A 24710-nucleotide genomic window follows, 5' to 3' on the forward strand; every position below is an offset into this window, starting at 1 on the left:
AGATCATTTTGTCATGATCGTATGGCTTTGCTCGCGTAGGTATTGTGGCAGGAACCATGGGCCAAGCCCGCCCTTCCCACTGACGCCAGTGCCTTTCCAGCCGCTGAATGGTTGAGCACCCGGCCAAGCCCCTGTCGTCGCGCCACTGGCGCGGTTGGCATAGAGGACGCCGGCTTCTGCAGTATCCAAGAATTGCTTCAGTTCGGCAGGATCTTTTGTAAAGATGCCTGCGCACAGTCCGTATGGAATGTCGTTGCCTTCCTCGATGGCTTGGTCGAGCGAATTGAAGCCCCGAACGACAACGAAGGGCATGAAAAGCTCGTCCCGCGTCAACCGGTCTGGACGGTCGAGTTCGACGATGGTCGGTAGAATATAGTTTTCAGTCAATCCGTTTGTGGCGAAACCGCCAGCATGCACCCTGCCCTTGCGCTCGGCCTCAGATAAAGCGGACTTGTAAGAGTCTACCGTCGCATCTCCATAGACGGGCCCCATAAACGTATCGGCCTTGCGCGGATCACCTACCACGAGGTTACCCGCAAACCTGACCAGCTCGTCGACGAAATCCGATTTTACCTTCTCGTCTACATACACGACGGAGCAAGCCGAGCATTTCTGACCTTGGAGACCGAACGCAGATCTGGCCACCCCCTGAGCTGCTCGCTCAAGGTCTGCATTTCTCGTGACATAAGCCGGGTTCTTTCCGCCCATCTCTGCGATGACGGGCTTCGCGTGGGGCAACGTCGCCATATGACGAAAGATGCTCATTCCGGTCTTGTGAGAGCCCGTAAATGCTACACCGTCAATGCCAGGATCAGTAGTCAGGAGTCGGCCAACTTCACCATCACCTAGGACAATGTTGAATACACCCGCAGGCAGACCAGCCACAGCAAGCGTCTCCGCGATCAAGAGCCCAGTCAATGCGCAGCCGGGTGACGGCTTGTAGACAACCGCATTCCCCGTGAGTAGGGCGCCTGAGATCATGCCAACCGACAAAGCTACTGGAAAGTTGAAAGGTGCGATAACAGCGAACACGCCATACGGCTTCATCACGCTCACCGCAGTCTCGTTCGCGACCAGTTCCTTCATCGGGCGTGCAAAGCCGTTATTAGCCTTCAATTCAGATGCGTAATACTCGACCATGTCGACGCTTTCCTCGGCCTCGCCGACAGCCTCCAAGCGAGACTTGCCGATCTCGTAAAGCGCAGCGAGACCAAGTTCATACTTCCGCGTCATCAACGCTTCACGCCAGCGCGCCGCGAATGACAGCCGGTCATCCAACGTAGAGCGATTCCAGATTTTCGCGCCATTACGAGCGGAAGCTACCGCGGCTCGCACATCGGATGTCGTGGATTTCGGGAAGTTGCCTAGGGAGATCTTTCCGTCAATGGGACTGACTATTCCAGCGACCACTCCAGTCGCGAACTGCGTGGTCCAGTCACGGCCCAGTGCAGTCTTTTCGAAATTGGGAACTAGCGCATCGAGATGCGCATGGACCGGAGAGAAATCGATGCCGATGTTGGAGTATGTAACGCGCGGATAGTCGGCCATTTAGATCTCCGAAAAACGGTATCTCCGACCGGTAATCAGCTTTCATGACCAAGTCAATCTTTTCGCCCGTAAAATGGGGTATAATTCCGTTTTTCGGTACAAATCACATTTCACTCCCGGGAGGAGGGCGCCAAAATTTCTGGATCGCAGCCGGACCCGACATGCGGTGGCTGAACCACATTTTTGGGAATCCAGACGGTATCTGTTTCAGACCGCTTCCCTTAGCGGCGGTCCAAACGCGAGGAGTCCCCTATGCCGAGCGCAACAAACGGGTTGGCCCCGCCGGTATAGTCCTTGCGGCCCTTGCAGGTGCGGATCAGGATACCGTGACCTGAGGACAAACCGAACTGGCCGACCTGGATGTAGCGTGGTCATGGTTCAGGGTAATTTCACCGCAAACGGCGATGCCTGCCCTGTTGGAGCGCAGGTCGAAGCTTCCCTGCGGCAGCGCAAGTTCGACGGCGAGTTTCTTCAGCCGTGAACGGGCTGTGGTGTGGAAACGTCTCTTCTGCTGCTCGTCGTAGGAGCAGGATCTTTTCCAGTCGAACATGTCGATCTCCATGAAACAAAAACGCCCGGGCGCGCTATGGCGATCCCGGGCTTGAGTGAGTTGGAACTGAAAAGGGTCCGGCGAAGGTGCCGGACCGGTGGGACCGGGAGGCCGACTATTCGGCGGCCTGGAGGTGGTCCGTTTCGTCGCCGTCGATGGTCACCGGCTCATCGGAGGACGGATCCGCATGGTCGGCGAGGAAGGCCGGCAGCTCGGCGACATCGCCGTCGAGAGCCGCCTCGTCCGACATCTCGCCGGCGGCCGCGTCGCCAGCATCGGCAGACACGTCATCGACCTCAACGCGCAGCGGCTCTGGCAGCCAGTTCGAGCCTTCGAGAAAACGGGCGGCTTCGCGGGCCATGATGTCCTTCTTCATGTGGTCGATCAGCTGCGCGGAGTCTGCGCCACGCGCTTCACGGACAGCCTGTAGAATCCGCGCCTTGGTGAGCCTCCCGAGGAACTCGACCGTGGGCGTCCAGCCGGCGTCGACCATGTCGAACTGGAGCGAGCGGCCAAGCATGTCTGCATGCTCAAGCGCTTTCGCTCGCCTGTTCCAGGGTTCGACCACCGCATTGAGGGTCAGCGAGACGCAGTGCGCGAACAGCGCCTTGCGGCTAGCTTCATCGAGGCCGAGAAGGAAGTCCCACAGGCCTTCCGCCTCATCGGGCAAGTCGCGGTCCCAGGCTTCGTGCCGCTCGGCGATCTCCTTGGCCCAGGAGGTCTCGGCAAGACCGTCAACCTGGCTGAAGCTGCCGCTCTTCATGCTGATCTCCAGGCACGTGTTCGGCGCGAAGCGATAGAAGACCTGCAGGACGAAGGCATGGAGTGCGGCGATGATTGCGATATTGACGTCGCCGGCGAGCGCGTTGCGTAGCGCCAGCGTGCGCTGCGCCGTCAGGTCGAAGACGAGCCGATCCGGCAGTGGCTTGATGCCATCGTCCTCGCCGTCGTCGCCAGAGGCGTCGTTCACCGGCTGGCCGTTGACGACAACGCCATCGCCGTCGTCGTCGCCATTAGATCGGGTTTGGCCCTCGGTGCCCCCTTCCTCGCCCTCGTCGACGTCGCTGGTTTCGGGCCGCGGCTCGTCCTCGGACCGAACGAAACCGGCGTCGACCTGGAGCTTACCGTTCGCGGCAAGCGTAACGAACACCCCGGCAATGGTCTTCTGGGCGGGATCGTAGCTTTGAGGACGATCATCGATCGCATCGAGCTCGGCACCCAGCTGGTCGAGCTTCGCCTCGATTGCTTCGTCGGTCTCCTCTGCCTTGGCATAGTACGCATCCAGTCTGTCGTATTCGGCCTTCAGCGCGTCGTAGCGTTCGATCTCCTCGGCGCTGAGCTCCTGCCCCTCGGCGTAGATGCGCCGCATTCCGGAGGTGTGGCCATAGGGAAAGCTGATCGCTGCCTCCACCCATTTCCAGCCTTCAGCGCGGATCGCCTCGGCATCCACCTTCAGCCTGTCGAAGACAAGCTGCTCGAGGAGTGCGGCATCCTGGAACCAGCCGCCGGAATCCTGCTCGAACAGGTCGCGAAGGATGACCCCTCCAGCCGCTTCATAGGCTTGGGCGCCGACATAGACGGCCCGGCGATCGTCGGCGCGAACCGTGGTCTCGGTCAGCAGGCGCCTGATGTAGTATGGTTCCTGCGTGTGCGAGCTGGAAATCCGCTCCCAGACCTGTTCCTGGCGCGCGTGATCGTCCGAGATCGAAAACGCCATGATCTGTTCGAGCCGGATTTCGTCCTTCTCGTAGAGATCGAGAAGTTTCGGTGACACCGAGGCCAGCCGCAGGCGCTGCCTCACCGTCGCCGGCGATACGAAGAAGCGGGCGCCGATCTCGTCTGGATCGAGACCCTGATCGCTGAGTGTCTTGAAGGCCCGGAATTGGTCGAGCGGGTGAAGGTCGGCACGCCGCAGGTTTTCGGCAAGCGAATCCTCCTCGGCCGAGGTCTCCTGCCCGCGATTGACGATGCAGGGGATTGGCTCATTCTTGGCCAGGCGCTTTTGCTTGATGAGGATGCCGAGCGCGAGATAACGCCGGCCGCCGGCGGGCACCTCGTACGTGCCGGTCTCCTCGCCCTCGCCGTCGAGCACGGGACGGACATTCAGGCTCTGGATCAGCTTTCGCCGTCCGATGTCTTCGGCCAGCTGCTCAATCGACACGCCGTCCTTGATGCGCCGGACATTTTTCTGCGACAGCATCAGCTTGTCATAGGGAATGTTCTCCGCGGCGTTCATCGCGATCTTCTGAATGGCGTTCTTTGCCATGGTCAGGTTCTCCATGACGGGCGGCCCGGGGCCTCTCCCCGAACCTCCAAGCCCGTCAAAAACCCTCCCCTCCCCCCTCTGCCTCCAGGCCTCACGCCGACCCGGCCCCGGCTCAGACCTCGACGCGGCCAAGCCGCCGGAGGTGCGTCCCTCCAGCATGTTGGCTTCACCGGGTTCTCCCACGAAGAGGCGCCGCCCTCTTGGCTCGCCGAAGACCGCGCTTGGATCGATGGAGACGGCCCGTAGGCGAGGCCGGCGACGAGAGTTTTCGCCGCCGGCCTCTGCGACATCAGTTGGCAAAATCGAGAAGCTTCTTGGCTTTGCCCTCCATTTCCAGGCGGACGTCCTGATGCGGCTTGTCGCGCGCGATCCGCGTAATGCCCTGCACGAAATCGAAAATAGTTTCTGGCGGTCTGCCTTCCTCCATGAGAACAGTATCGATGATCTTCGTGGTCTCGGACTTGGAGAAGCCTCGCTTGCGCAGGAAGCCCTGGCGATCTTCGTCGTCTCTGGCAACGATCCGTTGCCGCGCCGTCTTGATGCCGTTGACGAACGGCATGGGCGAGGAATCGGCAAACTGGATCAGGGCCGGCTCGGCTTCAAGGGCGAACCGGGAGGCCGCATATTTTGAATGGCGGATGGTGATTTCCTCGAAATCTTCGACCCCCCACAGATTGCGATTCTGACAAACCGCGCGCAGATAGAAGCTGGCGATCCCGAGGGTGCGGGCTCCGACCTCGGAATTCCAGCAGTAGAAGCCGCGGAAATAGAGATCCGGTTCCCCATTCGGCAGCCGCCCGGCCTCGATCGGGTTCAGATCGTCGACGAGGAAGACAAAGATATCGCGATCAGACGCGTAGAGCGTGGTGGTGTCGCTGGAGATGTCGACGTGCGGATTGTAGATCCCTGTCGACCAGTCGAGCACTCCGGGGACCTTCCAGCGCGTGTCTCCGGTTCCGTTGCCGGCGATCTTTTGAACGGCGTCCACCAGTTCTGAGTCAAATATTCTGCCGTAATCAGGGCCTGTTACCGCCCGCAACTCGAGGCGTCCGTTCTCGATCTCCAGCGTCTTGACCTGCTCGGCGCGATGGTTGAGGAGACCATGCTGTAGATTGATCGCCGCTAGCGGAGCCGGTAGCTGGCGCAGATAGGTGGCCGGCGCGCCGACCAGGCTGGCGAGTTGGCCAAAACTCCAATGCGTGGGGGCAACAGGCGCACGCGCATCGGGCAGCATTAGTCTCAGGCGCTCGGGATCGTCGCGGCTGGCCTCGACGCGGATCAGCTCACTTTCGACGATGCGGGTCTTGCTGCGCTCCGATCGGCTCTTTACCGAATTCCGGAGGTCGGTGAGCGACAGGTATCGCTCGTCCGCCGGCCGGTTGAACCATTCTGACGAGACGCGGCCGATGCGCTGGCCGCGGCTGACGTCGACCTTGTAACCGGCACGTTCGTTGCGCTTTGGCGTGTGAATTTCCATCTGGGTCATGGGTGTCGCTCCTCGGCGGGCGCCGGAAGACTCTCTCCCGGACCTTTACCCGCCACCGCAACCCGCCCGCCCTCTTTCTCTCCCTGCGCCCGCGCGCCACTAGAAGCCGCCCCACTGTCGGCGCAAACAGCCTGCCGGGTGCATTTTCCGCCTGCCCCCACGCGGCCGGCTACGGTGTCACGACCCGCAACTTGGCTGCTTCATAGTCGAACGAAACGCGGTTCCGCCCGAGTTGAGACCATTGGGAACGCGTAGGGCTTTGGTTTTAGGTGACGCGCCTTGGCGGTGTCACCAAGAGAAACCGATCCCGACGTATGTGGATCCGATCGCAGCCGCACGGCGCGGCGAGGCTCCCTGGGCAATCGCATGGGTACCTTCCGGAGAAATCAGATGCGGCTAGCCTATCCTCAACACAGCTACCGTGACGCCGAAAGCGGTTTCGTCGGCAGTCGATCAAGAAAGCGAGCGTGTTCCTTGTAGCCATGGGACGTGGCAACCAGCACGACGCGGGCATCCGACGCGACCTTCTTTTCGCTGATCAATTTGCGCAAACCCGTCAGGGTGGCGACGCTTGACCGCTCGAGATACAGTCCTTCTTTTGCGAGAACCACCTGATCGGTGGCGACGTCATCACCATCTACCGCGACTGGTGAGCCATTTGCGATCTCGAGCGCACGCAGTGACTGCTGGGTGACAGTGTTGCCACCGATCGAATCCATGTTGGTATCACCTGAGAAGGAGCCAACCATGCCGTGGCCGGCGAGGGCGCCGGAAATGCGAGGATAGGGCTCCACTGCATGGATCCTGGGTATCGATCGCGCCAGGCCCGAATCCCACAAATCCTGATAACCCTTGGCGATCCCCCAGAGCAGGTCTCCGCGTGCGGTCGGCACAATGATGTCTGTCGGCGACACCGCCTGGAGCTGCAGGTGAAGCTCAAGAGCTATGGCACGATAGGCGTCGACGCCAAACGGATTACTCCCAACGGGTGGGATTGTGAAATTTGTTGCCGGATACCAATTACCTGTTCTCGCATGCTGGGCGATGAGTGCCCATCGATCATCAGAATGTTCGGTTGCGACGATCTGTGCGCCGAGCATTTCGATGGCCCGCCGCCAGTTCGGGCTGATATCCGGCGTCGTGACAACGACACATTCAAGGCCGCTTCGCGCGGCGTAGGCCGCCATCGACACCCCTGCGTTTCCACTTGAGGCGACGGCGATCGTCTTGGCTCCGATATCGAGGGCTCGTTGAACAACTATCCTTCCCATCCTGTCCTTGTGGGAACCAGTGGGATTGGCGAACTCATTCTTAGTACACAACGCGCTTATGCCCAGGGCCGCAGCGAGCCGAGGCAGATTTGACAATGGCGTGTTGCCTTCCCCCAAACCGGAGGGCTCTGGGTATGCGAGCCAGTCGCCAATCGTGTCAAAGTCCAATGACGATGGCCACCCTGTATAGTGCGGTGCAACACTTGCCGGCGTGCCCGCTTCCATACAAGCGGGGCACCCTTCGAAATAGTCCATCAAGGAATGGATGACCTGACACCGAATGCATTGCATGCCGTCGATTCTGAAGTTGGTCTGCTTGGGCACAGCCTTATCCTTGTCGGTGCGTTGGGACGGTATCCTGGATCACATCCACCAGGCGGGCGTCCGTTGGCGGACCCTAAAAATGCAGAAGGCAATACGCGTCACGGTTGACATGTTCGGTATACCTAGTATGATTGATATAGTTTCGTCAACCGGGGGACGACAATGGATGCGTCCGCAATCGGCAACCGAGCAGTGTTTTTGGCTCGGAGTGCATCGCTTGTCCGGTGGATCGGCTGGCGAAAGAGCCTTAAGCTTGGCAGTGCCAAGATATCGTCAGATGACGTTTCCGCTTCGAGCCAGCTTTCCGGCCTTCCAATCCATTGCTTGCAGTTCGCGTTTACGCAGCGTGGACCGCAATTTACCTCTCAGCCGCTGACGCAAAGTCGGTCCCCTAATAATTGTCTTCGGATTCCTCTGTCACCGCGAGAGCAGAGCGTCGGCCGGGCACCCAACTCGATCCGACTTCGAGACATCTCTGTGAGATCCGGCCGATAGGTTCAAGCGATTTTGTCCGGGCAGCGTCGAACTTTCGATCCGCTGGTCGCTCATTCCACCTTCCAGTCCCTAGGGGAATTTAAGTTCATGAAAAATGTTACTGCCGGTAAGAACAAGTTGTACCCCTCATCCACGATAACTTTGAACGCGAGGCCATTGCCGCCTTCACCATCCGTTCCTTTGGCGGAGCTCGAAATGCGGCTCAGCCGCGCGCGGCTGGAGATGAATCGCAGCGCAACCGATGTCATGATTCTGACGGACGAAAATAATGTTAACTACTTCACAGATTATCGAACTTTCTCGTGGGGGTATAACGCTCGGCCTGTACTTGCCGTTGTTACGACTGACCATGTGCTCATCGTGGGAAGCCTCACCGAATCCAAGCTAATCGAGAGCGCACCGAGAGTCTTTACAGCTCTTCTGTATGATGGCTACCTACCTGAGGCTGTGGATTCCATTGCCCACTGGATCGGCACGATGCCTGCCGCTGGCCGCCGACGCATTGCGGTCGACTTCGGGCCCGACATGTTTGGACGCGGTTCACTCCACTTGATCGATCGCCTTCGCGATATGGCTTCAGACCGGAGTGTTACCAGTGCGGTGGATCTTCTGTGGCAAGTGCGGTTGATCAAAACGCCCTTTGAAGCGGAGATGAAAAGGATCGCGTTCGATATAGTCAACAGAGCCTTCGATCAGGCTATTGCGAATGCCTATCCCGGTATCACTGAATATGAGCTCTGCCAGATGATGCAGGCGCAAATATATCTTAACGGCGCTGAGAGTGCACCGCCGATCGCTATGCTGTTCAGTGATGGCGATTTCTTCTACGGCCGCCATCCATCGGAGCGTAGGCTCAGGGAGGGACATTACATTTGGACAGATTTCCGCGCGACCTACGGCGGCTATCCCGCCGATCGCAATCGAATCGCAAGGTGCGGCGATCCAACTGACTGGGAGATCGGTACATATGAGCGCGTCCGCTCGTTAACCATTGAACTCGCCAACAGCATCAAACCTGGGCTTCGCTGTTGCGACATCTACAACAAGTTCCAGCACCTGTGGAGAGATGCTGATCTCGGCCAAATCTACGGACAGGTCTCGCGCATTGGGCACGGCGGTGGCCTCGACGTTACCGAGCCTCCGTCGATATCTGCTGCTGATGAGACTGTAATTGAGCCAGGGATGATTTTTCATGTGGAGCCGAAGCTCGAGAAAAACGGCGCAGTCTTTCAGTTCGAAGAGGTCGTGTTCGTAACGGATGCGGGCGTCGAGTTCCTGAGCGAGCTTTCGCCTGAGCGCGTCCCCGTCATCAAGTAGCAAAGCAGTCAACGAGAGCGCATCATGACAATGACATCGCGAATCTGGACGCCTATCGACTACGAGCGGGACGGCAAGTTTAGCGATTGTCTTCGGCTACCTCACTCCACCGACAAGTCGGCCTATGGCTGGGTTCCTATTCCAATCGTCAGCATCAAAAATGGCGGCGGTCCGACGGCATTGCTGATCGCAGGCAACCACGGCGACGAGTATGAAGGTCAACTGGCGCTGAGGAAACTAGCGCGCGATTTGCGCCAAGAAGATGTCTCGGGTCGAGTGATCATTATTCCGTCTCTGAATTTTCCAGCAGTAAAGGCAGGGCGACGGGTCTCTCCACTCGATGAGGGAAACCTCAATCGGTCATTCCCCGGCAAGGCCGCCGGTACTCCAACCCAGATGATAGCTCACTACGTCAGCGAGGTCCTGCTGCCACTGGCGGACCTTGCAATAGACCTTCATTCCGGCGGGTTCTCGCTCAATTACGTTCCGTGCGCACTCATCCGATACGGGCGAACACCTCAAGAGCATCAAAAGCTCTTAGAGCTTATGCAGGTTTTTGGGGCACCCGTGAGTTTCGTCAGCAGTGGTGATGGCGGCGGTGGCGCCACTACCCTGAATGCTGTCGCTGGAGAACTCGGCGTTCCGATCATCACCACAGAGCTCGGAGGCGGCGCCACTTTGTCGTTAGCAGGGCTCGATGTGGCTGAAAACGGTGTAAAGCGCCTCCTTAGGCACATCGGTGTCGCGCCAAACATACCGGTGCCACCGAGCTCTGGAACGGAACTCATGGAAGTCCCGAACCGCGACTTTTTCGTATACGCTGACGCGGATGGGATATTCGAGCCTCAGGCTTCGATTGGTCAACCTGTCGTTAAGGGCGAGTTGGCTGGGCGGCTGTACTCGCTTGATGATCCGATGCGGGAGCCACTAGAGATCCGCTTTCCTCAATCCGGCCGTATCGCTTGCACTCGTTTCCCTTCGCTGACCAGCCGCGGTGATTGTCTCTTCAGTTTGATGCGTCCGCTCGCGCATTAAGCTTAGCCATCGCGAATTGACATATATCGCGTCTGCCAGGGCACTCGGAGGTTAAGCGGATGCTCGGTTGAATCGTGTCAGCATTTCGGAATTGAACGAGCTGACATGGGCGCGCTCAAGTATGGGCTCAGGATCCTTCGGGGATGCACGCCAATGGGATCTGAGGAACTACTGTATCGATAGATTTTGACAACCACGAAGGTAGATAATTTCAACGCTCGACCCTCCCGACCAAAGGTTTCGCACAATGACCAATGAAGCTGCCAACAAGCGCTCCCCCTCAATGAGTGCCGTTTCTGAGGCCGATCGCAATCGTATCCTCCTCGCTGTCGACGAGGCCTTTGAAAGGCAGGTTACCTTCCTGTCAGAACTGGTACGCTGTGTTTCCCTTCGGGGACAAGAGGCCGGGATCCAGGCATTGGTCGAAGCGGCGCTGCAGGAACGGGGTTATGCGGTCAACCGCCAACGGATTGACCCGGCACTGATAGGTCAGCATCCGGCATTTTCCCCTGCAACGGTCAGCTACGAGGACTCATGGAATGTAATCGGGACGCACACATCGGCAACCTTACTGGGACGGTCGCTCATCCTGAACGCCCATGTCGATATTGTGCCCACAGGCGATCCGAACCGTTGGCAAGAGCCACCCTTCAAACCAACCAGACGTGGTGACTGGGTTTACGGCCGCGGTTCCGGCGACATGAAGGCAGGCTTGTCTGCAGCGATTTTTGCCATAGACGCAATTAACGCTGCGGGCCTTGAACTGACAGCGCCCGTGCAAATCCATTCCGTCGTGGAGGAGGAGATCACCGGTAACGGAGCTGCAATGGCGTTGGCGAGCGGACTTGTCGCTGACGCGGTGCTAATTCCAGAGCCGACCGATGAAAAGCTTGTTCGCGCAAATTCCGGGGTGATCAAATTTGCCATCGCGGTTGACGGAAAGCCGGCCCATCCGCGCGAAGTCAGCAGCGGCGTGAGCGCCCTCGAAGCAGCCATCCGGATCATCGATCACTTGCGTAAACTTGAGGCACGCTGGAATGGGGAGCGGGTGATGAAACCATTCTTCGGAAACGTGGAAAATCCGGCCGCTCTGACGATAGGGACCATCAAAGGTGGCGAGTGGATTGCGTCTGTTCCATCATCCTGTTGCTTCGAGGGGCGCATCGGCTTTTATCCTGGCGACAGCCCTCGGGAGCGGATGAAGGAGTTCGAAGCCTTTGTCGCCACCGTGGCTGCCGGGGATCCATTGGTTCAGCGCTGCCCAGAACCCGTTGTGCAATGGGTCGGCGTCGTGCAAGCGGGCTATACTCTTGCGCCCGGAACGGAAGCGGAATCTGTTCTTGCGGAGGCGCACATTGCTGCCAACGCACCCAAAGGTCCTCCCTTAAAGACATACGTCATGGCTTGCTATCTGGATGCGGCCCTCTATGCCGTCCACGCAGGGATTCCGTCGCTGGTTTACGGCCCCATCGCGGAGAACATCCACGCGGTGGACGAGCGAGTGTCCCTATCATCTTTGCGACGGGTGACTAAGACAATTGCTCTATTCGCGGCAGAATGGTGCGGTGTTCGCCCCGCGTGCAATAAGAAACCTACCACAGAGATTTGAGTTTCAATTAGGCAAACACACGACTTCACCGCAGGCAGGGATGCGCATCTTCTCATGTGCTCACTATGGCAACGATCTCGACTTCCGATCTGATGGTTGCGCTAGTGCAGGCTTGATCGAACCTGCCCGCTTTTATCTTGTCTGTGTTCGCCGCGGCTCTCGCCGACGGCGATGCTCTCGACGATCCGGCCCAAAGATGGCTTGTATCGCCAAAAAGCTAAGCGGGCGCCGAACCTTTTACTGACTAAATACAAGCTAATCAGGTCGGATATTAAGCACCGATGCTGGTCACGGACACTTCAGTAGCTTAATCATTTCATTTAGAGAGCTCAGCCGTTCCATATTCATCGCCATTTCGACAATGTTTGTTCCATCTTTTTCGAGTGGCGTTCCACGAACGTTTCGCAAGAATTTTTTCTCAACATCTGATTCGTTCAACGGTCTACGCCAGTGTCCCGGCGGGAACATCACGGTCGCACTGTAAGATTGACCGTCATTCATCAGAACGGTGACTGAAGATAGATACTGTCGATCATTCCAGAATGCTTGTTCGGCGACCGGATCAATCTCGATCTCAATTTTCTTCGCCAACCCGGTTACAGTGGGGCTTTTCATTAATGAGGGCGAGTACCACTCCCTGCCCGGCTCCTTAGACAGTAGAGCCATAGCTGATACGTATTGGACTGAAAGCTGAGCATCGATATCGGTGGCAGGTGCGCTGTCAGAAAACCATTCGGAAATTCTTGCGAAACAACGGATCTGGACCCGATCGACATTCTCGTGGTCAATCTCGTGTGCACTCACCAGAGTGGAAATAGCGTCGATTGTCGTATGAAGAAAACCGCAGCATGGAAATGCTTTAAGAGACGACTCCCTTGTGCGCCACACTTGCGTTAGGCCGTTTGACAGCTGAGTGGGATCAAACTTGTCGGATCCAATTATTCTTGCAAAGCCCCTTTCGGCGTCGCTCACCATCGCAAAAGGACCAATGATATCTCGACGAGCGCAAATAGCAGCGTCGATTCCGCCTAGTGCCATTTGACCATAATTCGCTTTGAGGGCATGCGCTGGCCGACCGTACTGAACGTACCACAGAGGGACGGAGGTGTTGGCGGCTGCATGGCCTAGCGCAGATCGGAATTGCTCTTCGGTCCCTCCGGACACCACCATAGCAGCTGCCCCGGCCGCTATACCATGCCAGGCGTGATAGACAGCGAATCGGCGATAAACTTCAGGACTTGCGAGAGTTGCATCGTGCACCCGGATACCCGCCTCATAGCCCGCGACAACTCCCGCGAGAAACTGCTTGGGCGACGCGTTCAGATCTTCCGCCATCGCTAAGGCTGCAGGTATGACGGTTGCGCTTGGATGGCCAACGGCGACATCCTCATAGTCGAGGACATCAGCCAGCCAGGCGTTTACCTTAGCGGCCAAGGAAGGCGCCAACTGGCGCGACGTGCCAGGAACGCAACAGCCGCTTGTCTTGTTTCCGCTTTCGTATGCATCCAGAATTTTTTCGCCCAGGGACGTGTTCGCACCGGCGATGATACAACCAATCGTATCAAGGGTAATGAGTTTGGCCTTATGCTGAACGTCATCAGGGATGTTGTCATATCGCAGATCAGTGAGGAAGCGCGCCAATTGGCCGGCGGGGGCGTGAATTGGGTCACGGGGAAATAGAATGTGTTCAAACAAGTTGGCTGCATTCGTTTCATGGTCGAACGCGGAGTTTCTTTCTGTCGACATTAGCTTTCCCTGCCGCTTAGCCCATAGCCAGGCTGAACCATTGGCTCCTTAGCCTGCGATGAACCAAGAGCGCCACGTTTGTGTTAAGTTGCTATGTACTTGGCGCCTCAATAATTCACATAATATTGGCGGGCCGACTTCGCCGGACCGGACCGTGGGGCAGGTAACGGATGTTGACCATCCGGCCGCAGCACACTGCGGGGCCGTCCGCAAACCGTCTCCAGGCGCTCCGCTCCTTTGGCGTTGGCCGCGATCAGCACCTGATCGATCTCGCGTCAGACCCCACTTGCGGCCTCCTAATTCGCGATTTTTTTGAGCAAGGTTTGACCAATGCAGTCCATGGTTACCCCATGGCATCGACGGGTGGCTCATTTCGCGTGCTCTGACTCCCAATCGGGTCGCACTATTGCGAGGACAAGCTCATCGCAGCGCTTCCCGTTCATAACCCAACTGCCGCGTGCGATGCCCTCCGCTCTGAATCCCACTGCTTCGTAGGCTCTCCGGGCCTGCTCATGGTCATGAAGACAGCCGATCCATAAGCGATAGACATCCGTCTCAAGGAAAGCCGCGTCCACTACAAGACGCATCATGCCCTTGCCAAAGCCTGAACCGGGCTGGGCGACGGCAGCACGGAAAACCAACGTGACTTGACTGGTCGAGGCCCAATCTCTCAGTATCGCAAAACCCACCGGCTGGTCGCCTGAACAGGCCACGAAATAAGCGAAACGCGGGTCAGCGAGAGCGGCAGCATGCTGATCCTCGGTCCATCGGCCGACCAACTCGCCGTAACCTTCGCCTCGCTCGGTGGCCATCACGAATGGAATGTCGACCGCTGTCGCGCGGCGCAGCTCTAATTCAGGGTGCATGGATGTTTTCCATCTGCCGAATGCGTCCGTGTCTTACTAATCTGTTGGATTTCGGAACTCTCGTATCTGAAGCGATCGAGCGGTTGCACTCGGCGCTTTTGTGAAGCGGTTGTGGGCTGCCGACGGTCGCCGGCTTGCAAGGCATAACGCCGTCCCGTCATTCGTCCGTCCTACTAAACCAGCCTCCAGCTTGGTGGTGACATTGGGTGTGGCTACCGCCCTAGCGTCTCGAAAAGCCGCAACAACAGCGTGGCGCGTGGGACGAGGGATGAAATGACGATTTGCTCCTGATGACTGTGTGCTCCCCGGCCGTCAGGCCCCATCCCATCGAGTGTGGGTGCAAACTGGGCCGTGAAATTGGCGTCCCCGCCAATCGGACCATTGACGCCGACCAGCTCGAAGCCGATTTCGGCCGCAAGCTTGTGTGCATGCTGAAAGAGCGCCCCGATCTCAGGGGTTTTCTCGTAACCAGGACGGCGACCCCTCCTGGCGGTCACCTCGATCGTCACCTCCGGGTCGTAAGACTTGAGCGCGAGGACGCGCGCGATGACTTTCTCGGCGAGCTCCGCGTCGGGTGAGCTCATGCTGATCTTGGCGAAAGCATTCTCTGGCACGATACCTGTACTGGTCCCTCCCCCGACGATTCCAACGTTGACGGTGAGGCCCCTATCGTAGTCATTCATTGACTCGAGATCGATAATTTGCCGCGCGAGTTCAAGGACGGCGCTGCGTCCGTCTTGTGGGCCCAGTGAGTGCGCGGACCGGCCGGTTACTTGCAGGTCGAAGCTCGCCGTGCCGCCCTTACGCGAAGTGACGATCTTGCCGCCGTCGCGCGCGGGCTCTGTCACCAATGCGTAACGCGCACGGCCGGCCTCCTCCTCGATCAGTGCGCGCGAGGTGGGGCTTCCAACTTCCTCGTCCGAGACAAACAGATGGCGAACCTGGAGCTTCGCTGGTCCGCCGGCACGGATTAGATGGCAAAGAGCGGCGAATGCGATCACGGCTCCGCCCTTCATGTCGTAGATGCCGGGTCCATAGGCGGCGTCGCCCTCGACCCGGAAGGGGAGATCGCCTGCTAGCGTGCCCACTGGATGCACTGTGTCGATATGGCTCACCACGAGAAGGCCAGGCTCGTCGCCGGCCCAGGGCGAAGTAACAAGGAGCAGGTCGCCGTAGCCGTCGCGACCTGGGATACGCTTCGTCTTGGCACCGGCAGCTTTACCATCGGATTCAATCTTGTCGACCAGTCGGTTTACCGCCGCAGCATCGGCCGATGGCGTTTCAATTTCGACCCAGCTTCTGATTTCATTGAGCAGAGCTTGCGTCTCGAAAGTTGCGTTGCCTGGCTTTTCGCTGGTCACGGTCTGATCCCTCCTCATTATCGATCGACCCGAGTCATTGCGCGCTTATGCTGCGCGGGAGCCGTGCGTCGGGCCGGGAAACCGGCTCGTCTCGAGCAGCAGCGCAGCAGCGAGTTCACCTTTCACCAAGGGATTACGGAGCCCTGGGGCGTTCGCTTCCGATAGTTCCTATGTCTAGATATGCTAGGCATACATGGTCTGTCAATACATGCCTGGTCCCCGTGCGCACCGCTTCTCTGGAGCCAGTGTGGGTCCCCGCGGCTAGGCACTGAAGCGCATATCCAGGTAAGCGGCTATTTGACAGTTTCGGCGCGGTCTCAGACAAGTAGCAAGGAAGAGTGTGAGGGTAGTTCCATCGAGCGAGCGGTTGTGGTGCTTGGAAAGGCCACCTATAGCCGCGTCGCCGGATCAATTGTCCGGCAACATTCGATGAAGTAACCGATCCACCTTCCCCCTCCATCAATAGCCTTGGAGTCGCGGAGCAATCTGTGTTCGACGCGGGTATGGCGGTCTGAATTGCAAGTTCTACGCAGCCCAACCGACTTTGCGCCCAGGTGTAAGGTTTGAAGCGATCTCGGCGATATTTATGGCATCCAGGCCGTAATGGCGATAGAGGTCGGCGACGGTTCCCGTCTGGCCAAAATGTTCGACACCCAGACTGTGGGTGCGGTGGCCGATGACGCCGCCAAGCCATGACAACGTTGCGGGGTGGCCGTCGATCACCGTGACGATCGCCGTGTGGCGTGGCAGCTCCGCCAGCAGCCGTTCGATATGGCCGGTCGCACCAACCTGGCCGCGGGCGCGGGCCCGCATCGCGGCCTGCCAGCCGGCGTTGAGCCGATCGGCGGAGGTCACTGCGAGCACGCCGAGGTCGCGGCGCCGATCGGCCAGCATTCCGGCGGCAGCGATCGCCTCACTTGCTACTGTCCCCTGATAGGCAATGACAAGGTCACAGTTCGGACCTGGCTTTCGCAGCCAGTAGGCCCCGTCAACCACGCCCTGTTCGAAGGCGGCGTCGCGCGCCCGATTGGGTTGCTCGAGCTGACGCGTCGATAGGCGCAGATAGACTGCTCCACCGGTCTCGTCGCGCAGCCAGGTTCGCTCGTCGGGATCTCCCTCACCGTCGCGTTGCATGTAGTCGAACGCCCAGCTCATGATGACTGCCAACTCGTCGGCGAATGCCGGCTCGAAACTGGCAAGCCCGTCCTGACTCATGCCGATCAGGGGGGATGCAATCGACTGGTGCGCGCCGCCTTCCGGCGCTAACGTCACCCCCGACGGGGTGCCGACGATCATGAAGCGCGCATCTTGGTAGCAGGCATAATTGAGTGCATCGAGGCCGCGCGAGACAAACGGGTCATAGACCGTTCCGATCGGGATCAAACGTTCGCCAAACAGCGAGTGAGATAGCCCCATCGCGCCGAGCAACAAGAACAGGTTCATCTCAGCGATCCCGAGTTCGATGTGCTGGCCTTGCGGCGTGAAACTCCATTTCTGGGCGCTCGGCACCCGCTCGTCGCGAAATGTGTCTGTCAATTCGGTGCGAGCGAACAATTGCCGCCGGTTGACCCACGGTCCGAGGTTGGTCGAAACAGTCACGTCCGGAGAGGTCGTGACAATGTGGTTTGCAAGCTCGCTGTCCGATTTTCCGATGGCATCCAGAATCTTGCCGAACGCTGTTTGTGTGGAGATTATCTCGCGCGGGCTTGCCGGCGTTGGCACCGCATCGGGCAGGACTGCAACAGGTGCAGTTCGATGGCGCCGGCGGCCACCAGCAAAGAACGGTGTGCCGGCAATGAAGGCATTCAACGCTTTCCCGTCCAAGTGAAGCCCTTCGGCCGGATCCCACTCATGCCCGTCGCGGATGTTCATGCGTTTTTTGAATGCTTTCATCTGAGGCTCGGTCATCAGCCCTGCATGGTTGTCCTTGTGCCCAGCAAGCGGCGTTCCCCAGCCCTTGACCGTATAGGCAATGAAGACGGTTGGGCGGTCGTGGTCGATGGCGTTGAACGTGTCGGTCAGGCTCGTAAGGCAGTGCCCGCCGAGATTCTCCATCACGGCTCCTAGCTCCTCGTCTGTGCGCCGGTCCAGAAGTGCGCTGACCTCGCCTCGGTCGCCGATCTCGTCCATCAGACGCTTGCGCCAAGCCGCGCCGCCCTGAAACGTCAGCGCGGAATAGAGTTGGTTAGGGCATCGGTCGATCCAGCCCTTTAGCGCCGCGCCGCCTGGCTCATCGAAGGCGGCGCGCTGAAGCGCGCCATATTTGAGCGTCACGACCTCCCAGCCGAACGCCCTGAATACCGTCTCAATGCGGTCATAGAGCCCCTCACGCACCACCCCATCCAGACTCTGCCGGTTATAGTCGATGATCCACCAGGTGTTGCGAAGATCGTGCTTCCAACCCTCCTGGAGGCATTCATAAATATTGCCCTCGTCGAGCTCAGCATCACCGACCAATGCCACCATGCGTCCCTTCGGCCGCCCGGTCGCTGCCCAGCCCCTTGCATGCACATAGTCCTGCACGATTGAAGCGAATGCGGTGATCCCGACCCCAAGGCCGACCGAGCCGGTCGAAAAATCGACGTCATCGACATCCTTGGTGCGGCTCGGGTAGGACTGCGCCCCACCGAAGCCTCGGAAGTTGTCCAGTTTCTCGCGGGTTTGATTGCCGGCCAGGTATTGCAGCGCGTGGAACACCGGTGAGGCGTGCGGTTTGACTGCCACACGGTCCTCGGGTCTCAGTACGTCGCAATAGAGCGAGGTCATTATCGAGACCATCGACGCGCAGGAGGCCTGATGGCCGCCAACCTTGACACCATCCACCTTCTCACGCCGGTTTGCCTGAGCGATAAGCCAGCAGGATAGCCACAAAACCTTCCGCTCGATCTCGCGCAGTATGCGTCTAGAGTCTGCCTGCATGGCTTGCAATGAGACCTCCCTTGCTCTTCTGGTCACAACGATGCCCGGATAGCCATCGACAGTCCGCACTCGCTCGTAGCTGATGGAAAGTGGCACGGCGCTTCTCAGCCAACAGTCCGCAGTCCTTCAACCGCGCTCTGCCTGTGCACGTGCTCTGTTCTTTAATGCAGGATTTGATCGAGGAAGCGGCGGGTACGTTCCGCCTCGGGTGCGCGAAAGAATTTCTGCGGCGGCGCTTCCTCCACGATTTCGCCTCCGTCCATGAAGATGACCCTGTCGGCTACCTCGCGGGCGAAGCCCATCTCGTGCGTGACGCAGATCATCGTCATTCCGTCCTTTGCGAGACGGGACATCACATCAAGAACTTCTTTGATCATCTCTGGATCGAGTGCTGATGTGGGCTCATCGAACAGCATGATCTTTGGCGCCATGCAGAGCGCGCGGGCGATCGCCACGCGCTGCTGCTGACCGCCCGAAAGCTGCGCCGGATATTTATCAGCTTGCTCGGGAATACGGACTTTCTCAAGGTTGCGCATGGCGACCTCCCGCGCTTCCGCTTTGTCCATCTTCTTCACACGGGTAAGTGCGAGGGTGCAATTCTGAACAACAGTCAGATGCGGAAAGAGGTTGAACTGTTGGAAAACCATTCCAATGTCGCGGCGGAGAGCGGGGAGATTCGGCATACCGGCCGCCAGTTCGACACCATTGACAACGACCTTGCCTTCTTGATGCGACTCGAGATGATTGATGCAGCGGATGAGCGTCGACTTGCCCGACCCCGATGGACCGCAGATAACGATCCGCTCGCCGTTCCGGACCGTGAGGCTAACGTCTCTCAGAACCTGAAACGCACCGAACCACTTAGACAGGCGACTAATCTGCACCGCGGGCTTGGGCTCCATCTTTGGCTCCATCCTTTCAGGCCTCCTAGTAAGTGCCCGATACGCGCAAGTTTGCTTCCATCCCAAACAATTCACGCATTCTGTGCGCAGACATAGCAAGGGGCATCAGGAGAGGAACGAGTTCTGTAACGCCACGAGAGGCGGGGCGGTACGTCCATCTACCATCAAACGGCTGCTGCCCGCTTGCAATGCCAAGCTCTACTTGAGGCTGCAGAGCTGCTCTGCGGTGACTGTCGCCGTCTCAGTCGCGATACCATACTTTTGCTTAAGCTTCTCAAACGTGCCATCGGCCTTCATTTCCGCAAGACGCTTGTTGTAAGCCTCGCGGAGGTCCTTGTCCTCCAGCCGAAATCCTAGCGCGGACGCGCCACCTGCCTCGACTCCATTTTTCGCAACGTATCCAGTAAATGGAGAGGCAATCTCGACTACGCCCGCAAGGTTCGGATCTTTAACCGTTACTGCTACACTAGACGCTGCTGCCGGCAATCCATTAGCGCGACCACCCGTCAAAGCAGCTATAGCGGCGTTGTAGTCTGTGAGCTGCAAGATCTGGGCATCCGGCACACCTGCAGATTTGGCGTGTTCAATGGCGGCACTGCCGCGATCGGCCGCTATCAGCAGCTTAGGGTTAGCAGCTATATCCGCGTAGCTATGAATGTTGAGTGGATTTCCCTTCATGACGAGGAGGCCATCCTTTTCGATCACATCGGGGTCACTAAAGCCGACCGCCGCGCAGCGGGTGGGCGTGATCCACATCCCGGCGCCGATAATATCGAACCGCTTTGATTGGAGGGAAGAAATAAGTGCGGGAAACTCGGAGACTACAAAGTCGATCTTCTTGAGCCCCAGCGGTTCCAGCGCAGCCCGAACCAGGTCAGGGTCAAACCCGGTAACATTTCCGCTTTCGTCCACGTAGCCCCAGGTTCTATCGTTGACGATCCCAACTGTGACCTTCCCCTCAGACACAATCCTCTCAAGGGTTGTCTGGGCGGCAGAGGAAGGCGACCCGGCCCAACTAAATGCGAACATCATGCTGGCAACACCGATTATGGTTCGTCTCGTGATTTCATTCATTCTAGTCTCTCCCATGAAATGCGACAAGCTACCAACCATACCATGTATACCTTGTCCGTCAATAGCGAGGTTTACCTTTTCCTAAATTGTCACCTGAAACTCCGGCGAACTCCATCCACCTGACCCCGTCTTGTGCCCTGTCGTGCTACCCAACAGATCAGATATCAACTTACCAGCCGCCTACTTCGGGTAGCTTTCAAATAAGGACAGCGGGGCGGATTTACGCGTCAAGGGATGGAGCTGCATTGTGTAGGCATGGCGCTGCAACCACCTCCATATTCTAATCACGCCCGCGGAGTGCCAATCCCCAGGAACCGCTCGAGGCGCCCGATGAAAAACACAACGACCAGCGCTAGAATTAGGAAGAGAACCCCGGACACGAAGGTGGGCTCGGCGTAACGATAGGTCTCCGCTGCCACATCAAACGCGCGGCCTAGCATCTCGCTTACGCCAAGGACGGCAAGCAACGGTGTGGCCTTTAGGATGGAAACAGAATAAGCGCCAAGCGGTGCTGCTACGTTTCGAAGCATCTGGGGCGCCGTCACGAACGCCACCCTATCAAACCATTTAAGACCAAGACTTCGGGCAGCTTCACTTTGCCCGGACGGTATTGCGTCTATCCCGGCTTTAAAGACCTCAGCGATGTACCCCGAATAGTAAACGCTTAGCCCGAAGATGCCTACGAACATCGCTGGCAGTTTGACACCATAATAAGGCAGAACGAAAAATAAAAAATAAACCTGAACCAACACTGGTGTCGATCGTATCCCATCGATCAAAAATTGCGTTAGCAGGCGCGCTAGACGGTGAGAACGTCGTAGCATCTCCCATATGAAACCCAAAGAGGTCGCGCAGATAAAACTCAAAACGGCGACCGTGATTGTGATCCCAATGCCCTGTAGAATTCGAGGCACAATCTGCAACGCGAAATGAACATCAAAATTCATGTGACGCTCCCCGCCCTTTGGCAAACGTTTGTTCCAGATATCGCCCGAGAATAGTTACGGGATAACATATTAGCAAATAAGCCAGCAAGAGACCGCCGTAAATCCCAACTGGGTCATATGTAAGTGCAAACAACTTTCCTGCTCTGTCGGTCATATCTGAGAGAGTTAACAGAGAAACCAGAGATGTCCCTTTAATAAGTTGGATCGCCTCATTTATAAATGTTGGGATCATCGCCACAATTGCCTGAGGCAACTCAATCATACGAAGCACGTCGAAGCGGCTCAGCCCTAGAGCCAATCCAGCCTCACCTTGCCCACGATCAAGAGCTTGCAACGCCGCACGAACCGATTGGCTGCCATACGCGCCGGCGTTGAGACCAAGCACTAAGGCCCCAACAGCAAACCCAGACAAATAGATATCGAACGCAGGAAGGGAATAGTAAAACGCGTAGAGGAGAACGATGACCGGCGAACTCCGCCAGAATTCGATGATGGCGGTAACGATTCGCCGGTAGGTACCGGTTGAGAAATGCTGCAGGACACCCGCAACGAGAGCGAATGGGATTGCGTACATGAGCGCGAGAATGGTAACGCTCAGAGTAACTCCAAATCCGCTGTATATTCCCCGCATGATGTCAAGGAAGCTCATTCACTTCGCTCCTTTACCAGCTTTCAGGGCACGAGCTCTGGTCGTCGAACCTAGCGGCCACGCCGCGAGCCGATGCCGTTGTTTTGCTGAATTCCGACCTCCTCATTCCGACCTCCCCATCAGTTGACAATCAAAGGTACTTATACTAGGTATATCCAGTGAGTCAATGGCCGACGTAAGGTCAGCCGCTGCCAAGAGCCGGGACGGATCAGACGGTATTAGTTTCGGGCGGCCCCCAATAAGGAGAAGGCTTTGAACAATTTACGGCTGCGCGGGGCGTCGTCCCTACATGAGTCGGTGCGCCAAGAGCTTCTCAAGCGCATCAAAGATGGCACTTACCCGTCAGGCGATCCGATCCCCTCCACGGCGACGCTTAGTGAACAATTCGGCGTCAGTCCGATTACTATCAAGCGGGCGTTACGCGATTTGCAAACTGCAGGAGCACTGATCGCAATCGCAGGCAAAGGCACGTTCGTTAAGGAACAAAGACGATTCCTGCGCGAACTCGATGTCTGGTTGTCCTCGATGGACAACGCTCGCGTCCTTGGTTTCACGCCAAGCATGCGGCTGCTGTCCATCACCAGGGAAAGAATATCAGATCCGACAATGAGTGTGTTTAGCCCGCCCGACGCAGCCATGCTTTGCGTGCGGAAGATGATCCTGGCCGACAATCTACCTATTATGTATGATGCCACTTATCTATCGTCGGACATTGACGACGCCATCGTCGAGGAGTTCGGCGAGCGTTTCGTAACTGACGCGCTAGAGCGACATGCGATCGGAATCGTGAACACTCGTATTATTATCGATGCAGCGCCAGCTGCCGGAAAAATCGAAGACATATTCGAGATCCCAAACGGTTATCCGACCCTACGTCGGCTGTACAAAGTCACGACAACTGATCCAGGCATCACTATCTTCGGCGTGGTCGAATCTCCCTTCGACCGGCTTGCATGCTCTATAACAATTCCTTCAGACCCGAGGTCGGAACGCCGCGCAACGAACAAGAAGTGACAGCTCTCTCTGAGGCCAACTGCCAAACGTGCACAATCGCGCTGCCAATAATCGTCGACCTGGACCTCTCCGGCCTTCGCGTTTGGTTCCTATCGCTCGTCCGCCGGCCGGTTGAACCATTCTGACGACACGCGGCCGATGCGCTGGCCGCGGCTGACGTCGACCTTGTAACCGGCACGCTCGTTGCGCTTTGGCGTGTGAATTTCCATCTGGGTCATGGGTGTCGCTCCTCGGCGGGCGCCGGAAGACTCTCTCCCGGACCTTTACCCGCCACCGCAACCCGCCCGCCCTCTTCCTCTCCCGGCACCCGCGCGCCACTAGAAGCCGCCCCACTGTCGGCGCAAACAGCCTGCCGGGTGCATTTTCCGCCTGCCCCCACGCGGCCGGCTACGGTGTCACGACCCGCAACTTGGCTGCTTCATAGTCGAACGAAACGCGGTTCCGCCCGAGTTGTTTCGCTTCAAAAAGGCAGCGTCCGGCAGTGCGCAGGACATCCTGAGTGTCTGCATCGCGAGCGACCTCTGCGCCTCCGATACTGACAGTCACCTTCACGCCGTCTTGTTGCCCTTTGACCCGAGGAAGGCCTTCAATAAGTCGACGGATGTTCTCCGCAATCGTACCTGCCTGCTCCTTGCGCACGCCGCGTAACAAGACGCCGAACTCTTTCCCGCCAAGCCGTCCAACCGAGTCCCCTGGGCGCGTCGCATAGACGAGCGCCTTTGCAATCCGAACCAGAACCTCGTCGCCCTTGGAGTGTCCATGCCTCGTTGATGGAAGAGAAGTGATCCGGATCGATCAGAAGAAGTGTGTCACATTCTTCTTCGTCGCGGCTTCTGTCCATCCTGGCCATGAACCCACCGCGACTAAGGAGTCCCGTCATTGGATCATGGCTGGTTACGAAGCTGAGCCGGTCATGCGCCTCTGTCAGGGCTGCATGGGACTTCTCCAACTTGCCACAACTATCCTGGATCATTTCCGACTGGGTGAAGATGTAGGCACTGACCGGCATTCCGATCAGAATGGGAATGAAGGTACATTCCACCCAACTCAGCCAGTCGATCGGCATCTGCAGGGCAAGTCTTGCCGTAAACGACAGGCCAAAGGTCGCGACGATCGCAATGATCGTCACGACCAGTGATTTACCTACAATACGCTTGGTGCGCGGCGTCATATCGTTTCCTTAGACATGCGCGCTGAACAGGCCGTCACCACGTCGATTAAAATTATCTCGAAGAGCAAGGTAGCGGACAAGCCATCGAGCAAACATGACCGACAGAGGGGTGAATTTTAGCGACGGTTAAAATTCGAGTTTTTCGAATCGGCCGGGGTTA

19 protein-coding genes are annotated in these 24710 nt (G+C 57.9%); 4 read left to right on the forward strand and 15 right to left on the reverse strand.

Features of this window, described 5'->3' with window-relative positions; all coding sequences use genetic code 11:
• Positions 1-3: 3 nt before the first annotated feature.
• The 5 genes from AC1D10_RS32480 to AC1D10_RS32500 all read right to left on the reverse strand — a co-directional run bounded on the left by AC1D10_RS32480 (position 4) and on the right by AC1D10_RS32500 (position 7445).
• Positions 4-1548 (reverse strand): aldehyde dehydrogenase family protein, encoded by a 1545-nt coding sequence (locus AC1D10_RS32480; protein WP_477278921.1) that lies wholly within the window; start codon positions 1546-1548, stop codon positions 4-6.
• Between the two features lie 316 nt (positions 1549-1864).
• Positions 1865-2098, reverse strand: coding sequence for a hypothetical protein (locus AC1D10_RS32485; RefSeq protein WP_477278923.1), 234 nt, complete (start codon positions 2096-2098; stop codon positions 1865-1867).
• Between the two features lie 115 nt (positions 2099-2213).
• A complete protein-coding gene (locus tag AC1D10_RS32490; RefSeq protein WP_477278925.1) occupies positions 2214-4364 on the reverse strand; it encodes a ParB/RepB/Spo0J family partition protein in 2151 nt (716 codons plus the stop codon).
• A 289-nt stretch (positions 4365-4653) separates the two neighbouring features.
• On the reverse strand, positions 4654-5850 hold the full coding sequence (locus AC1D10_RS32495; protein ID WP_477278927.1) for a DUF932 domain-containing protein: 1197 nt from the start codon (positions 5848-5850) through the stop codon (positions 4654-4656).
• Positions 5851-6266: 416 nt separating this feature from the next.
• The gene (locus tag AC1D10_RS32500) at positions 6267-7445 is read right to left on the reverse strand and encodes a threonine synthase (RefSeq protein ID WP_477278929.1); all 1179 of its coding nucleotides are present in this window, start codon (positions 7443-7445) and stop codon (positions 6267-6269) included.
• 690 nt (positions 7446-8135) lie between these two features.
• Here AC1D10_RS32500 and AC1D10_RS32505 point away from each other — a divergent pair.
• From AC1D10_RS32505 to AC1D10_RS32515, 3 genes are all read left to right on the forward strand, one after another.
• On the forward strand, positions 8136-9257 hold the full coding sequence (locus tag AC1D10_RS32505) for a M24 family metallopeptidase (protein ID WP_477278931.1): 1122 nt from the start codon (positions 8136-8138) through the stop codon (positions 9255-9257).
• A gap of 24 nt (positions 9258-9281) precedes the next feature.
• On the forward strand, positions 9282-10292 hold the full coding sequence (locus AC1D10_RS32510; protein ID WP_477278933.1) for a succinylglutamate desuccinylase/aspartoacylase family protein: 1011 nt from the start codon (positions 9282-9284) through the stop codon (positions 10290-10292).
• 247 nt (positions 10293-10539) lie between these two features.
• Positions 10540-11901 carry an ArgE/DapE family deacylase gene (locus tag AC1D10_RS32515; protein WP_477278935.1) on the forward strand — a complete coding sequence of 454 codons (1362 nt, stop codon included), beginning with the start codon at positions 10540-10542 and terminating at the stop codon, positions 11899-11901.
• A gap of 288 nt (positions 11902-12189) precedes the next feature.
• Here AC1D10_RS32515 and AC1D10_RS32520 read toward each other — a convergent pair whose 3' ends face one another.
• The 8 genes from AC1D10_RS32520 to AC1D10_RS32555 form a co-directional block, all read right to left on the reverse strand.
• Positions 12190-13647, reverse strand: a complete 1458-nt coding sequence (locus AC1D10_RS32520; protein ID WP_477278937.1) for an MmgE/PrpD family protein — start codon at positions 13645-13647, stop codon at positions 12190-12192.
• 368 nt (positions 13648-14015) lie between these two features.
• A complete protein-coding gene (locus tag AC1D10_RS32525; RefSeq protein ID WP_477278939.1) occupies positions 14016-14513 on the reverse strand; it encodes a GNAT family N-acetyltransferase in 498 nt (165 codons plus the stop codon).
• Positions 14514-14725: 212 nt separating this feature from the next.
• Positions 14726-15892, reverse strand: coding sequence for a M20 family metallopeptidase (locus tag AC1D10_RS32530; RefSeq protein WP_477278941.1), 1167 nt, complete (start codon positions 15890-15892; stop codon positions 14726-14728).
• A gap of 507 nt (positions 15893-16399) precedes the next feature.
• Positions 16400-18793, reverse strand: a complete 2394-nt coding sequence (locus AC1D10_RS32535; protein ID WP_477279074.1) for a transketolase-like TK C-terminal-containing protein — start codon at positions 18791-18793, stop codon at positions 16400-16402.
• Positions 18794-18954: 161 nt separating this feature from the next.
• The gene (locus AC1D10_RS32540) at positions 18955-19695 is read right to left on the reverse strand and encodes an amino acid ABC transporter ATP-binding protein (RefSeq protein ID WP_477278943.1); all 741 of its coding nucleotides are present in this window, start codon (positions 19693-19695) and stop codon (positions 18955-18957) included.
• A 198-nt stretch (positions 19696-19893) separates the two neighbouring features.
• Positions 19894-20769: an ectoine/hydroxyectoine ABC transporter substrate-binding protein EhuB gene (gene ehuB, locus AC1D10_RS32545; RefSeq protein WP_477278945.1), complete on the reverse strand. Its 876-nt coding sequence runs from the start codon at positions 20767-20769 to the stop codon at positions 19894-19896.
• A gap of 284 nt (positions 20770-21053) precedes the next feature.
• On the reverse strand, positions 21054-21716 hold the full coding sequence (locus tag AC1D10_RS32550; RefSeq protein ID WP_477278947.1) for an amino acid ABC transporter permease: 663 nt from the start codon (positions 21714-21716) through the stop codon (positions 21054-21056).
• Complete coding sequence (locus AC1D10_RS32555; RefSeq protein WP_477278949.1) at positions 21706-22365, reverse strand: amino acid ABC transporter permease; 660 nt, start codon at positions 22363-22365, stop codon at positions 21706-21708. Before AC1D10_RS32555 ends, AC1D10_RS32550 begins: the two co-directional genes overlap by 11 nt.
• Before the next feature lie 252 nt (positions 22366-22617).
• On the opposite strand from AC1D10_RS32555, the gene AC1D10_RS32560 reads away from it, so the two are divergent.
• Positions 22618-23379: a GntR family transcriptional regulator gene (locus tag AC1D10_RS32560; RefSeq protein WP_477278951.1), complete on the forward strand. Its 762-nt coding sequence runs from the start codon at positions 22618-22620 to the stop codon at positions 23377-23379.
• Between the two features lie 89 nt (positions 23380-23468).
• On the opposite strand, the gene AC1D10_RS32565 is transcribed toward AC1D10_RS32560, so the two are convergent.
• On the reverse strand, positions 23469-23597 hold the full coding sequence (locus AC1D10_RS32565) for a hypothetical protein (RefSeq protein ID WP_477279083.1): 129 nt from the start codon (positions 23595-23597) through the stop codon (positions 23469-23471).
• A gap of 169 nt (positions 23598-23766) precedes the next feature.
• Positions 23767-24171 carry a GGDEF domain-containing protein gene (locus tag AC1D10_RS32570; protein WP_477279076.1) on the reverse strand — a complete coding sequence of 135 codons (405 nt, stop codon included), beginning with the start codon at positions 24169-24171 and terminating at the stop codon, positions 23767-23769.
• Positions 24172-24710 lie beyond the last annotated feature (539 nt).

The organism is Mesorhizobium sp. P2_A8, assembly GCF_056404935.1.

Excerpts from the sequence above, each read along its gene's own strand:
- AC1D10_RS32495 (WP_477278927.1), bottom strand. The coding sequence starts at position 5,850 with ATGACCCAGATGGAAATTCACACGCCAAAGCGCAACGAACGTGCCGGT.
- AC1D10_RS32550 (WP_477278947.1), bottom strand. The coding sequence starts at position 21,716 with ATGAATTTTGATGTTCATTTCGCGTTGCAGATTGTGCCTCGAATTCTA.
- AC1D10_RS32505 (WP_477278931.1), top strand. The coding sequence starts at position 8,136 with ATGCGGCTCAGCCGCGCGCGGCTGGAGATGAATCGCAGCGCAACCGAT.
- AC1D10_RS32565 (WP_477279083.1), bottom strand. The coding sequence starts at position 23,597 with ATGACCCAGATGGAAATTCACACGCCAAAGCGCAACGAGCGTGCCGGT.
- AC1D10_RS32515 (WP_477278935.1), top strand. The coding sequence starts at position 10,540 with ATGACCAATGAAGCTGCCAACAAGCGCTCCCCCTCAATGAGTGCCGTT.
- AC1D10_RS32540 (WP_477278943.1), bottom strand. The coding sequence starts at position 19,695 with ATGGAGCCCAAGCCCGCGGTGCAGATTAGTCGCCTGTCTAAGTGGTTC.
- ehuB (WP_477278945.1), bottom strand. The coding sequence starts at position 20,769 with ATGAATGAAATCACGAGACGAACCATAATCGGTGTTGCCAGCATGATG.
- AC1D10_RS32555 (WP_477278949.1), bottom strand. The coding sequence starts at position 22,365 with ATGAGCTTCCTTGACATCATGCGGGGAATATACAGCGGATTTGGAGTT.
- AC1D10_RS32485 (WP_477278923.1), bottom strand. The coding sequence starts at position 2,098 with ATGTTCGACTGGAAAAGATCCTGCTCCTACGACGAGCAGCAGAAGAGA.
- AC1D10_RS32535 (WP_477279074.1), bottom strand. The coding sequence starts at position 18,793 with ATGCAGGCAGACTCTAGACGCATACTGCGCGAGATCGAGCGGAAGGTT.
- AC1D10_RS32520 (WP_477278937.1), bottom strand. The coding sequence starts at position 13,647 with ATGTCGACAGAAAGAAACTCCGCGTTCGACCATGAAACGAATGCAGCC.
- AC1D10_RS32480 (WP_477278921.1), bottom strand. The coding sequence starts at position 1,548 with ATGGCCGACTATCCGCGCGTTACATACTCCAACATCGGCATCGATTTC.
- AC1D10_RS32530 (WP_477278941.1), bottom strand. The coding sequence starts at position 15,892 with ATGAGGAGGGATCAGACCGTGACCAGCGAAAAGCCAGGCAACGCAACT.
- AC1D10_RS32510 (WP_477278933.1), top strand. The coding sequence starts at position 9,282 with ATGACAATGACATCGCGAATCTGGACGCCTATCGACTACGAGCGGGAC.
- AC1D10_RS32525 (WP_477278939.1), bottom strand. The coding sequence starts at position 14,513 with ATGCACCCTGAATTAGAGCTGCGCCGCGCGACAGCGGTCGACATTCCA.
- AC1D10_RS32490 (WP_477278925.1), bottom strand. The coding sequence starts at position 4,364 with ATGGCAAAGAACGCCATTCAGAAGATCGCGATGAACGCCGCGGAGAAC.